16 protein-coding genes are annotated in these 12,196 nt (G+C 40.6%); 3 read left to right on the top strand and 13 right to left on the bottom strand.

The features are described 5' to 3' along the window. Nucleotides 1–67: 67 nt before the first annotated feature. Nucleotides 68–2,725, bottom strand: coding sequence for a tape measure protein (locus tag KP713_RS07720; RefSeq protein ID WP_215770330.1), 2,658 nt, complete (start codon nt 2,723–2,725; stop codon nt 68–70). A gap of 73 nt (nt 2,726–2,798) precedes the next feature. Here KP713_RS07720 and KP713_RS07715 point away from each other — a divergent pair, with 73 nt between their 5' ends. Then, nucleotides 2,799–3,146, top strand: coding sequence for a hypothetical protein (locus KP713_RS07715; protein ID WP_128787205.1), 348 nt, complete (start codon nt 2,799–2,801; stop codon nt 3,144–3,146). Here KP713_RS07715 and KP713_RS07710 read toward each other — a convergent pair whose 3' ends face one another. The 12 genes from KP713_RS07710 to KP713_RS07655 all read right to left on the bottom strand — a co-directional run bounded on the left by KP713_RS07710 (nt 3,147) and on the right by KP713_RS07655 (nt 8,913). Next, a complete protein-coding gene (locus KP713_RS07710; RefSeq protein ID WP_215770329.1) occupies nt 3,147–3,608 on the bottom strand; it encodes a phage virion morphogenesis protein in 462 nt (153 codons plus the stop codon). Continuing rightward, nucleotides 3,608–4,078: a phage tail protein gene (locus KP713_RS07705; protein WP_005633794.1), complete on the bottom strand. Its 471-nt coding sequence runs from the start codon at nt 4,076–4,078 to the stop codon at nt 3,608–3,610. Before KP713_RS07705 ends, KP713_RS07710 begins: the two co-directional genes overlap by 1 nt. Continuing rightward, the gene (locus KP713_RS07700; RefSeq protein ID WP_215770328.1) at nt 4,075–4,290 is read right to left on the bottom strand and encodes a TraR/DksA family transcriptional regulator; all 216 of its coding nucleotides are present in this window, start codon (nt 4,288–4,290) and stop codon (nt 4,075–4,077) included. The genes KP713_RS07705 and KP713_RS07700 overlap by 4 nt, the downstream gene beginning before the upstream one ends. After that, a complete protein-coding gene (lysC, locus tag KP713_RS07695; protein ID WP_215770327.1) occupies nt 4,287–4,550 on the bottom strand; it encodes an Rz1-like lysis system protein LysC in 264 nt (87 codons plus the stop codon). The genes KP713_RS07700 and lysC overlap by 4 nt, the downstream gene beginning before the upstream one ends. Then, nucleotides 4,465–4,815 carry a chemotaxis protein gene (locus KP713_RS07690; RefSeq protein WP_215770326.1) on the bottom strand — a complete coding sequence of 117 codons (351 nt, stop codon included), beginning with the start codon at nt 4,813–4,815 and terminating at the stop codon, nt 4,465–4,467. The genes lysC and KP713_RS07690 overlap by 86 nt, the downstream gene beginning before the upstream one ends. Further along, nucleotides 4,800–5,318 carry a lysozyme gene (locus KP713_RS07685; protein ID WP_112087903.1) on the bottom strand — a complete coding sequence of 173 codons (519 nt, stop codon included), beginning with the start codon at nt 5,316–5,318 and terminating at the stop codon, nt 4,800–4,802. The genes KP713_RS07690 and KP713_RS07685 overlap by 16 nt, the downstream gene beginning before the upstream one ends. Next, complete coding sequence (locus KP713_RS07680) at nt 5,311–5,532, bottom strand: phage holin (RefSeq protein ID WP_215770325.1); 222 nt, start codon at nt 5,530–5,532, stop codon at nt 5,311–5,313. The genes KP713_RS07685 and KP713_RS07680 overlap by 8 nt, the downstream gene beginning before the upstream one ends. A gap of 1 nt (nt 5,533) precedes the next feature. Beyond that, nucleotides 5,534–5,743, bottom strand: a complete 210-nt coding sequence (locus KP713_RS07675; RefSeq protein ID WP_005641176.1) for a tail protein X — start codon at nt 5,741–5,743, stop codon at nt 5,534–5,536. Next, entirely contained in the window at nt 5,743–6,249 is a 507-nt protein-coding gene (locus tag KP713_RS07670; RefSeq protein ID WP_215770324.1) for a head completion/stabilization protein, read from the bottom strand. Before KP713_RS07670 ends, KP713_RS07675 begins: the two co-directional genes overlap by 1 nt. Before the next feature lie 124 nt (nt 6,250–6,373). Next, complete coding sequence (gpM, locus tag KP713_RS07665; protein WP_215770323.1) at nt 6,374–7,024, bottom strand: phage terminase small subunit; 651 nt, start codon at nt 7,022–7,024, stop codon at nt 6,374–6,376. 11 nt (nt 7,025–7,035) lie between these two features. After that, nucleotides 7,036–8,085 carry a phage major capsid protein, P2 family gene (locus tag KP713_RS07660; RefSeq protein WP_215770322.1) on the bottom strand — a complete coding sequence of 350 codons (1,050 nt, stop codon included), beginning with the start codon at nt 8,083–8,085 and terminating at the stop codon, nt 7,036–7,038. A gap of 21 nt (nt 8,086–8,106) precedes the next feature. Beyond that, nucleotides 8,107–8,913 carry a GPO family capsid scaffolding protein gene (locus KP713_RS07655; RefSeq protein WP_215770321.1) on the bottom strand — a complete coding sequence of 269 codons (807 nt, stop codon included), beginning with the start codon at nt 8,911–8,913 and terminating at the stop codon, nt 8,107–8,109. A 168-nt stretch (nt 8,914–9,081) separates the two neighbouring features. Between KP713_RS07655 and KP713_RS07650 the strand changes: the two genes are divergently transcribed. Continuing rightward, nucleotides 9,082–10,863, top strand: a complete 1,782-nt coding sequence (locus tag KP713_RS07650) for a terminase large subunit domain-containing protein (protein WP_215770320.1) — start codon at nt 9,082–9,084, stop codon at nt 10,861–10,863. Nucleotides 10,864–10,872: 9 nt separating this feature from the next. Then, nucleotides 10,873–11,883: a phage portal protein gene (locus KP713_RS07645; protein WP_215770319.1), complete on the top strand. Its 1,011-nt coding sequence runs from the start codon at nt 10,873–10,875 to the stop codon at nt 11,881–11,883. Nucleotides 11,884–12,196: the final 313 nt, after the last annotated feature.

The raw sequence follows: 12,196 nt of genomic DNA, 5'->3' as shown, positions 1-12,196 counted from the left end.
TGTGTGGTGTGGCGAGTGGGTGTGTGTGTGGAATAATAGGTAACAAAAAAGGGCTTTCGCCCTTTTATTATGCTCTATCCCACATGGAACTCCGCGCTCTTGCTTGGCGTTGGTTTTCGATGCGTTGTATTTCTTTTGCCACTTGTTGTGCAATGGCTCGTTCATCCATACCTTGTGCGGCATTGATGGTGATATTTACGCTCATTGGTTGGCTGGTTTGCGTCATCATCGGACGAGCAGAAATTGGCGCGCGAGTATCAACTTGCACAGGGGCTGCAGTCGCAACGCTGATACCTAAACCGCCCGCAATCAGTGCTTGTTTGCCGTAATTAAGGGCGTTGAGCGTATTGATGCCAAGTCGAGATGTGGCTTCTTTGGTCATTACGTATTCGCCACCGTGGAATATACCTTTTGGTTCAAACTTACCGCCATTTCCTGCATAGCCGCCTGACCATTTGTTAATATTTGGCACGTTGTTTTCTGCATTGTTTGTGACATTTGCAATATTTTGTTTTGTTTGTTCAATTTGTTTTTCTGTATCTTTAGAAAAGCCGAGTTTTTCTTTGATCCAATCCACAGTACTGCTAATGGCTTGTTGTACATTTTTAAAACTTTCGAGTACGCCATCTTTTAGTTTGTTCATCATATTAGAACCGAAGTTTTTTGCTGTATCGGTAATGCCTTCCCATTTTTCACGGAAAAACTCCCCAACTGAATTTGTGATTTCTCCCACTTTGGCACTTAATACGTTCCATTTTTCTGTAACGGAATTAACAATATTTTGCCAAATTTGCCCCGCTTGTTCACTTAACCAGTTCCAGCCCTCAATGAGTTTTGCTTTCACTTCATCCCAATTTTGCCAAAGATACACTAATGCACCAATAATTAAAGCAATCACTGCTAGAATTGGATTGGCTAACATAGCTTTTCCTATACCCAAAATGGCAGTTATAGCAACTTTCCCAACCCATAAAAACGTTGAACCCAATACTTGGAGCACTGGTGCAACTAAAGACAAGGTGAAAAGCAAAGGTGCGAGAGCCATCAATGCCATACCAGCTATGGCGGTAAACTTAACTATTGTAGCGATTGCACCTTTGTTTTGGGATGCAAATTGAGCTAACCATTTGACTGCCTCAAATACGGTTTGACCAAAATCCCACAATCCTTGAATCACTTCATTGATAACTGTGCCAATATCTTTCGCCCATTTTTTTAACTCACCATTCTGTTCAAGTTCATCAAATTTCTTTAAAAGAAATTGCAGTTTATCTTTAATCCAATCAAATGCGCCATTCTCCATGATTTTCATTTGGAAACTTGCCCATACGTCATCAAGTTTTGCCCAAATACCTAAAAGCGTTTTTGATTGTTTTTCCATTGCGCCAGAATATTTTTCATTCCAAATACGTTTGAGCGTTTCTTCAATTTGTTTTCGGTTGTTTTTATCGACACGTGCAGATTGTTGTTTGCCATTTTTATCCGTATAAGTATATTCGATAAATTTTGTTCCTTTTATTGCACTGCCTTTAATCCCAAATTCTTTCAAGCGTTCATTTTCACCTGTTACGGCATCGGCAATTGCCTCTACAGCTTGCATAACTGGTTTTCCCATTGCAGAAGCTGTATCGCCTAATGTTTGCAGTAATCCGTTTGTAGGATCCATGCCGTAAGCGCGCAAACGCACAAAGGCTTCCATTGCTTCATCAAGGTTGGCTGGAGTATCTACTGCAAATTTTTTCACCCAATCAAAACTTTTCTTGGCTTTTTCTGAACTACCTTCTGTTACCTCTAAAACAGACTGAAATTGCTCAAATTTACCAGCAACTTGCGCCATTTCTACGACACCTCGACCCATTGATATGATCGGTTGCATTATTTGTTGTCCGCCAATAGATGCTTGTACCCCTACGCCTGCAATGTTTCGTCCAGTATTTAATGCAGATGATATTGGAGCTTTAATACGAGCAAATCTTGCTTGTGCTTGTTCAACTAAAGCAAGCATACGCTGATGTTTTGCTAATTTATTATTTGCTTTTTCAATATCTGCCGATAGTTGTTTTTCACTTTGCGCAAAGTGCTTGGTGCTAAATCCCGCTTTGTGTAGTTGTTCTTGTATTTTTTTTAGTTGTTCTACATGGGGTTTATATTCTTTATTAATCCTGTTAATTGTTTCTTTCTCGCCATCAAGGGCTTTTGTTGTGCTCTTTACGGCTTGTTCAGTAGCTTTGCGTTCTGACTTTAACTTTTTAATCTGTTCGTTTGAATCTTTTATTGCCTTCTTTTGTGTTTCAATTTGTCGGGCAATACTGGAACGTGCATCATTAAAGCTTTTAAACCCCATGCCTTTGGCAAGAGGAATAGACATATTGTTATAAACCGATTTTAAGCGTATGACTTCTTCTTTGTGTTTATTGAGTTGTTGTGTCGCATTGCCTAGTTTCCCTGTAATGCTGTTAAATTTAGCCGTATTTGAATCCATGGCACTTTGTAATTGTTTGCTGTTTGCTTTTGCAGTATCTAGTGCTTTGGCATAGCTATTCGTTTCGTTACGCAGAGCTTTAAATTTTTCAGCTAAATTTTTAGTTTTATCCAATCCGCTTAATGCTTTTTGAGCATGTTTCACTTTTTCAGCTAATGCTTCCGCTCTACCTGCTATCGCCTTAATTGGTGCGGTTGCTTTATCTACTGAATTTAGGATAATTTGAATTTGTAAATTATTCATTTTTTCGCCTTATTTTTATTGACAAATAAACGTATGATTGCTAATAATCAAGAAAAGAGAATAAGGAGCGGATATGAAAAACAAAAGAACATCTCGCACGTTGATCATGCTAAACATTGCTATGTGGAGCCTTGTTATTATTTCCACCTGTTTGCATTATCAATTTAATCCTTTTTCATTTATCTGGTTTGATGTTATCGCACCAGTTGGTCATTTTTTTGCAGTCGTTTTTTCTGCTTTATCTAGTTTTACTGTTTCAATGTATGAACTTTTTAAACCGGAAACATTTTGGGGCTGGGTATGGTTTGTAGTGTTTGTCGTGCCAATCATTTGTTTGCCTCTTTATGTGGTTTTATTGGTATTGTTTGCCGGTAAACTTTCACACCATGATACGGTGGTTCCACCTTCTTATTTAAAGTAATTAGCTTTTGCTAATTTGTTCTATCACCAATTCATTCAGCATTGATAAATCCTGTTCTGAAATGCCCAATAGTTCCCGTTGGGTATATCTCACTTTAAAATCCTTCTCTTTTGATGGTCGTGCCGTTAAACCGTATTGATGCACTGCAGCAATGGCAGCACTTGAGCCATTAAAACCCACTGAAACTTCGTTACCATTTGACCGCACTTTTAAATGTCGGGCAGTGCGAAGTTTGGCGAACATGGCTTTGCGTTTGATTCGTCCTTTCTTTTTTCCAAATTCTTTACGTGGTTTTCTGGGTTCAAAGGCTGAACCATCGGGATTTTGTTGGCGTGCAATTCGGTTCGATTGGCTTTTTCGTAAGGCTTGCCCGATTTTTCGCCCAAGCTGTCTGCGCGCCTGTGGAGAAAGATTGGCAATAAGTGCGGTCAATTTTGCCTGAACTTCTTCTACTGTAGCCATTAGACGATATCACCCTCAAAAATTAATGAATCCCAGTTTTCCAAATAGACTTTTACTCGGGTTGGTTCATCCCATACTGGTTCTTTTGCGTAATGAATTTGTACGTTATTCCCGTCTTTTTTCGAAACGACACGTTCAGTGAGTTGGATTTCGAAACTAATATCTGCGGTGTTGTTATTGTTGTAATCCACCTGGAATTTAAATGCATTTTCTCGAATTTGTGGATTTTCTAATATTTCAGGTTGATTTGTGCGGAGATAAGCCATCATTGGCACAATCAAGGTGGCAATATCGCCTGCATAATCAGTCACCACAACATTGAGTGTGTAACGATATTCAAAACTAAATGATGCGGCACCTGTTGCGACGATTTGCCCACCGTCCACATAAAGTTGTAGATGGTCGGGGTTTTTTACAAAATCGGGGTGACTTTGTTCAAGGATTTTGCGCAGTTGGTTTGGTTTTTTCATTTGCGAAAATTCCGTTGTTGCATTTCAAATCTTTGTTGGCAAGTCACGCAACGTGTTACGCCTTGAATCATTTGTCTGCGCTTTTCTGGGATGGGCGCATCGCAATCTTCACAATAAAGGCGACTTACTGCTTTAAAAGTGCGGGGTTTTTTCAGGGCGATTTCACGTTGCATTTCTTCAAGCTGTTGTGCTCGGTCGAATTGATCTGTCATGGCTGTTCCTTTTTATTAAATTCATCCATGCATTTTTTTAAACTCGAGTTTTCAATGATGCATAAATCAAGGTGATGCCTTGTCTGTAAATAGGCTTCGGCTAATTCACCATTGGTGCGAATTTGTGGCGAATATGCACTGCACTCTGTGGTTTGCGGACAAAGAATCGGTGATTTAATGACTTCCTGCTGAGTTGAGCACGCGTTTAACATCATCAGGCAAAGGGCGGTCAGCCCAATCTTGGTTTGATTTAAGTACATTTTTTAAATCCTGTGTTTGTTGATTTTGGTTTGCTTTGAGGTTATTTACGGCTTGGATTAGCTGTGCTTGCTGTTCGGCAAAATTTTGAACGCTATGATTTAACTCAATGTAAGAGTTTTGCCATTTCAGTTTTAGCTGTTCTTCTTTGAGCATTTCTTTTCGCCAGTAATTCGCCTCAAACCCTAGGAAAATAATGAGGAGTACAAGCACTATTGGTCCGATAAGTAAAATGCCTCGTTCTTTTGCGGTTAAGAAATTAAACATAGGTTTTTCTCCTTTTGACGGCGTTCAATTAATCCTTTTAGCGGTTTTCCTGCTGCGTAAATCCAACGTTCGAATTGACCGCACATAGCTTTGCTGTAGCCTTGGCGTGCCATTTTAAAAAGTGAGCTATTTTTTAATTTGCCACATCCTACGTTAAAGGTGATGGAAACTAAGGCATCAAATGCACCTTGTGGCATGGTTTGCCCGTTGGCATATTGATTAACGCATTTTTCCGATTGTTTAATTCCTTTTACGTATAATTCAGCAATTTCTTGCAAGGTGTAAATTTTATTGCGGTCAATTTTTTCAACGGCATCGGTTATGCCTATGCCGACTGTTAAAACATCAGCAGGGCATTGATAGGGCTTTTTCATACAACCTTCTGCATTGCCAATCAGTAACAAGCCTTTTTCTGAGGTTCGAATTTCATTCCCATGAGTGGCAATCACCAGTCCAACAACGGCGGATATGGCGCAGATGTATTTAGCTGAACGTTTAATCATGATGATGGATCCGTTGTTCGAGTTCTTTTTCTTTTAATTCAAAATCTTTTTTCTTGTAATACCAATTTACAAGAAAGGTGGCGATACCAATCACAATACCTGTAACCGATGCGACATCAGCCCAATTTACATTTGAGAACATATCGGCAATGCGTCCAATCAAAAAGGCGAATATTCCTGATATGTAAGATGCTTTTGATGGTGTGTCGTGCATATCAGCTCCAAAGTTGAATAGTGTCATTTGCCACACTAATTTTTTCTGTATCAGCTTCTGGCAATATGACTGGGGTGCCAATGGGAATAATGGGCTTATCCATTAAATGCGGATTGAGTTCGCAGGTTATTTCGAGTAAGCCTTCACTTCGTCCAAAATGGCGATAAAGAATGGCATCTAAATTGTCATTTTGTTGTGCGTAAACTTGCATTAGATTAACTCCGCATCGACGCGTTTTCGGCCCAATATGTCGCTAATCGCAAATCGAGCATCACGACGTAATTCATCAATGCTGTCTTTGAGTTGTGCCATTTTCTTTTCGCCATCATTGGTGCTGTCATAGCTTGCATAGCGTTCATAAAGGTTTGCCAGTGCCAAGCAACTTACCGCACGTTTATAACGATAAATCAGCACGCTTTCGCCATTGATGTAGGGGGCTGTGATCTGTTCTAAACTGTCGTGTTTGCTTTGTGTTTTAAACGTGGAGAGTTCCGCATTGACGCTCGCCATGCCCTCAATCAAGGCATCTTGTAAACGTTGTGTGGTAATGGTGCCGTCTGCACGATATTGATTGCGAAATTGGGAAAGTGACATATCGGGGAAGAAACCGTCATTACTGATAATGTCATCTAAGGTATCGTAATCATTTAACTGTTGCTGTACTTCGCCCATTTCATAATCGGGGGCAAGTTTGACTGATATTGCGCCGTCGCTCATTGATTTACCCTTATAAAAAAAGTCGGGTGAGGATTAAATTAAGCACGGCCAATAAATCCGTCAGAATTTGACCGCACTTTTAATCCGCCCGACGGCTGCGTGGTTTGCTCTTTACCAAAACCGATTATTCATCGGCTTTGTTTAATTGCTTACGTAATTTTTTAATATCGCCTTTCACGCCAATTTTCTGATCTAAACCCAAAGCACGTTCTAAATATGTCAGTGCTTGTTCAGGGTGCTTTTCAACCAATAACAAGCCCAATTCACGCAATAATCGCGCACGGCTTTCATCAGGCATGTCGCAATCAGCGGTGATGCGTTGAACTTGCTCTAAGTAAGCCACTTCGAACGGTTTATTGGCGGCTTGTGCGGCTTTGGCTTGATCGGCAAATTCTTCTGCCAACAAGGTGCCAAGTGTTCGGGTGAATGGCTCTGGCAAGCGTAAATCATGAAATACGGCATAATCGGCAATCTGTAAGGCGAGATGATATTCGCCACAGTCAATCGCCCACACGCACCATGTCATCAAGACGTTATCTTGTTTACCACTTCCGACCGATAACGCCCCTTCAATCCATGGTAGATAGTCAGGCAAAATTTGCTTTTTAAATGCGCCTTTGCGTTCCGTCGATTGGATGTTTTTCAAATCCTTTCGATGGCGAGCAAGAATACGGCACATTTTTTCATATTCCGTAAAGTCGCTTAGATCTTCGGTTTCTGCCGCATTAGCAATAGCGGCAGAAACTTCCAGAAAATGGCGTTTGGTTGGGCGCATTATTGATTCCGTTATGCTGCCACAGGCGAAATAGGCGCAGGTGCCTCAAGAATCGTAATATTTTTCGCCATGGCGACTGCCTCGTAGTTTTCCACAACATAGGCTTCGTTTGACGATAAATAATCTTCCACACGATTGCGTTCTGGCACATCTTTTAAGTGACGGCGCACTTTGCCTTCCTGCACGTAGATTGACAAGTTGTCGAGCGATGTGACTAACACTGTGCCTTTCGGGAAGAATGGCACAGATACGGCTTGTAACCCGCCCACACGTTTTTGGCTAATGACGGTATCGCCTGCCAAAATTTCGCTTGGTTTTTCTTGGTTGATTAATGGGAAATATTTATCGGCTAATAAGTCGCTACCCATAATTGCAACCAGTTTAGTGTCGTCACGATATTGTGCTGGAATGAAATCTTCTTTTAATGCAAAGACAAGGGCATCAAGGTTTTTATAGGTTTTACCTGCACCGATTTCGATTTTGCCACTGCTTTTTTCAATTTCTTTTAACACACGGGCTTTGGCTTTATCTTCGATTTGGAATAACCAACCCTTATTCACATCTTGCAATAATGGATGTTCAGTGCGGTTTGTGGTTGCCGCTGCGCTTGTGCCATTCCAACCGATCATGATACGGTCTAATGCAATGCGTTCGGCTTTGAGTTTGCCCACACGTGCGGCGAAATCAGGGAATTTCGCCCAACTGTCTAAGGTTGCATAATTTAAATGCGTGTCAAAGTTGGTTTGTTCGCAAGAATAGGTGTTTTCTTGCAAACTGTGAATGTCTGTGGTTTCACGTGCTTTGGTGTTAGTGTCGGTGCGACTTGCCACAGGCGAAAGCACGCCTAAACGTAATGCGGAACCTTTCATTTCTTGCACCATCACGACATTGATGCGTTTCAAGAAATCAGAACTTTCAAGCACGGCATTTTCTAATTTTTGTTGGATAGTTGGCTCAACGGTAAACTGACCGCCATTCGCAACGAATGCCACATCTTCGCCGTTATCTGCTGCAACACCAGCTACATAAGTATTAAATTTTTGTTGGGTAAATTTATTCATTTGGTTTTTTCCTAAGATAAATTAAAAGAAGCGGCCGTCAGTTTCAGGTTGTTCACCGTAAACTAAAGGGCGAGGATTTTCGGGTTCAACAGGCTTTTGGAGTTCTGCGAATGTTGCTTGGATTTCTGCATTACCTGTTTTCATTTCTTTGATTTCGGCTTTTTGTTTGGCTAAATCGTCAGAAAGTGCGGTTAATTTTTCCAAAGTTTCTTTGGTTTGCTCGGCTAAAAGCTCAATGGCTTGTGTTTGATCAGAAAAGCGTTCATCGTCTGATTTTTCTTTTTTCGCAAACAAGCCTTTGATTTTTTCAAAGATGCTTTGTGTTTCTTCCACAAATTCCAATTCAGTTTCAATAGCGGCAGTGAATAGGTTATCGGCTTTTAACTTGCGAGCATTTAAACCATTGTGTGAGAAACTTAACATTTCTGTGCCTAGGCTTGCTGGATTGTCTGTGACGGCTAAACCAACTAAATAGGCTTTGCCTGTGTCGGCAAAATTGGTGTCAATTTCTACGGATGTGTAAACTTTTTGCCCTTCTTTGTTTAAGGCAATAAGTGCATCAGTTGGCTGTAATTCAGCTAAAAGTTGTAATTTGCCGTCTTCACGTTCTTCTGCTTTCACGGCTAATACATCACCAAAGCAATGAGAATTTGCTAGTTCTGGCATGTATAAAGAGAATTTGATGTGGTCGAGATTGATACGTGCACCATAGGTGTTTTTTGGATCGTAACTTTCGGCCATTTCTTCAATCCAGTTGCGTTGAATTGTGCGGCCGTCAGTTGTTGCCCCTTCAGTTGCAACAATGACCCATTTAGATTTTTTTGCCATTGGTTATCCTTGCGATGGTTGGTTTGATTCAAAGATTGCCATTATTCTGAAAGGTTTAATTTTGGTGGTCTATGAGTTGCTTTTGTTGTATGCCGATTCACAGAGCAAGCGGAAAGACTAACATTCGCCCCCTTTCTATTATGCGGTTGTAAATAGAAAGGATTAGGAATGGACGAACAAGTTATTAATCAACCTTCCCCCGAAGTAACGGCGGAAATCAAACGTAAAGCACAGCAGATGTATTTCAGTGGTTATAAAATCGCTGAAATATCTCGCCAGCTTGATATTCCTGCATCAACGATTGCCAGCTGGAAAGACAGAGAAAAGTGGGATGATATTGCGCCTGTCGGTCGGGTTGAATTGGCATTAGAGATAAGGTTGAATTTGCTGATTGCAAAAGAAGAAAAGAGCGGTTCAGATTACAAAGAAATTGATTTGCTCGGTCGCCAAATGGAAAGAATGGCGAGAGTGAAAAAGTATTCTTTTGGTGAAGGTAACGAAGTAGATTTAAACCCGAAACTGGCGAACCGCAACAAGGGCGACCGCAAGAAAACCGAACCCAATGCCATTGATCAAGAGCAAGAAGAATCTCTGATTAATGGCTTTCTTGATGGGATGTTTAATTATCAGCGAATTTGGCACAAGGCGAAAGAACACCGAATCAGAAATATTTTAAAAAGCCGACAAATCGGGGCGACTTACTATTTTGCCCATGAAGCCTTTATTGATGCTTTGACGACGGGGCACAATCAAATTTTCTTATCTGCCAGTAAAAAACAGGCGTTGCAGTTTCGTTCGTACATTGTGAATTATGCCAAGCAAACGGCAGATGTGGATTTAAAAGGCGAAACCATCAAATTGCCAAATGGGGCTGAATTGATTTTCCTTGGCACAAACTCCGCTACGGCTCAATCCTACCACGGCAATTTGTATTTTGATGAAGTATTTTGGGTGCCTAAATTTGATGTGATGCGAAAAGTGGCATCGGGTATGGCGGCGCAAAAAATGTATCGTCAAACCTATTTTTCCACGCCGACCACGATTGCACATCCTGCTTATGCGTTTTTCTCTGGAAAAGCATTTAATAAAAATCGGGCCAAAGCGGACAAAGTTGAAATTGATATTTCTCACGAAAATTTAAAAAGCGGAAAACTTTGTGCCGACCGTCAATGGAAGCAGATTGTGAGTATTTATGATGCCATGGAAGGTGGGTGCAATCTATTCAACATTGACGACCTAATCGCAGAAAACAGCAAAGAAGAATTTGAACAGCTGTTTTTGTGTCAATTTGCCGATGATAACAGTTCTGCTTTCAAGTTTTCGGACTTACAACTTTGCCAAGTGGATAGCTTAGAAGAATGGCACGATTACAAGCCATTTTATCAACGCCCATTCGGCAATCGTGAAGTGTGGTTAGGTTATGACCCTGCTTTTACTGGCGACCGTGCAGCCTTAGTGATTGTTGCACCGCCGAAAGTGGAAGGGGGCGATTATCGTGTTTTACATAAACAAACTTTTCACGGTATGGATTACGAAACACAAGCAAGCCGCATTAAACAGTTTTGTGATGATTACAATGTGACTCGCATCGTGATTGATAAAACGGGTATGGGGTCGGGCGTTTATCAGGAAGTGAGAAAGTTTTATCCAATGGCGCAGGGCCTAGAGTATAACGCCGATCTTAAAAATGAAATGGTGTTAAAAACACAAAACTTAATTCAGAAACGTCGCCTTAAATTTGATAGTGGTGACAATGATATCGTGAGTAGTTTTATGACGGTGAAAAAACGCATTACTGGCACAGGGAAAATTACTTATGTTTCGGATCGTTCGGAAGATGCAAGCCACGGCGATTTATCATGGGCGATTATGAACTGCATTTTAAATGTGCCTTATGGTTTAGGCGGCGATGTATCAAGCAACAAATCAACAATATTTACCTTTGAATAGGATAACCCAATGAGCAAAAACACAAAAAAATCCACCGCACTTTCTACTGGAAATCAAGCACAGGCATTTAGCTTTGGTGAACCTATTCCAGTGCTTGACCGTGCAGAAGTACTGAATTATTTCGAAAGTGTGTTGATGTATGAAAAATATTACAATCCGCCCATTAATTTAAGTTACTTGGCTAAAGCCTTAAATGCCTCAGCCCATCACAACAGTGCGATCACGGTGAAGAAAAACATTTTACTTTCAACATGCAAAACAACCGCACTTTTACCCAGAACACAACTTGAAAAACTGGTTCAGGATTATTTGGTGTTTGGCAATGCTTATGTTGAGAAAACTGTAAATTCGTTTGGTAAGGTTGTATCACTGAAATCCCCCCTTGCTAAATATATGCGTGTCGGTGTTGAAGCTGGCGTGTTTTATCAGATTGTGAATGGATTTGATGAATATGAATTTAAAAAAGGTGCTGTCTTTAACTTGATTAATCCCGATGTGAATCAAGAGATTTATGGCGTGCCAGAATATTTGGCCGCACTTCAATCTGCTTTTTTAAATGAAAGTGCCACATTGTTCCGCCGTAAATATTATTTGAACGGTGCGCATGCGGGTTCGATTATTTACATGACCGACCCAACACAGAACCAAGACGATATTGAAGCAATCAAAACGCAAATCAGACAAACCAAGGGCACTGGTAACTTTAAGAATTTATTTGTTTATATTCCAAACGGAAAGAAAGACGGGATGCAAGTTATTCCATTGTCTGATGCTATTGCTAAAGATGATTTCCTAAACATTAAGAACGCAAGCCGTGATGATGTGTTAGCCGCGCACCGTGTGCCACCGCAACTGATGGGCATTGTGCCTAACAATACTGGAGGCTTTGGTGACGTTGAAAAGGCAACGCGAGTGTTTTTTATTAATGAGATAATCCCATTGCAAGAACGATTGAAAGAGATTAATAGTTGGGTAGGGGAAGAAGTGATCACGTTCTCCGATTACAAATTACTAAATTAGATCCTTTCAAAAATAAACAGCCCGCAGAAATGCGGGTTTTTTATTGCTCAAAGAGCTGTTTTTGTCCTATATAGTATTAGTACTGCCCCAGTGTATTATATCAAATTAATCAATATGATAAATCTTAAATCCTTATTTCAGCCCGATTTTTCGCCCAATTGTACGCATGAAAAATCGCAGTCAACCCTCGCCACGCCCGCACACTAAAGATGTCGATTTCAACGCAATTTTAGATCCTTTCCGAAGCCTTTTCAGTAATAGCGCCTTTCAGATCCTTTATTTCAGATCTTTTAACGCAAACAAACGCAGAAAA

This window comes from Haemophilus sp. SZY H36 (assembly GCF_018829625.1).
In the GTDB taxonomy this organism is placed as follows: domain Bacteria; phylum Pseudomonadota; class Gammaproteobacteria; order Enterobacterales; family Pasteurellaceae; genus Haemophilus; species Haemophilus haemolyticus_K.
Note: the sequence above shows the minus strand (reverse complement) of the source record. Positions and strands in the feature narration are given on the sequence as shown.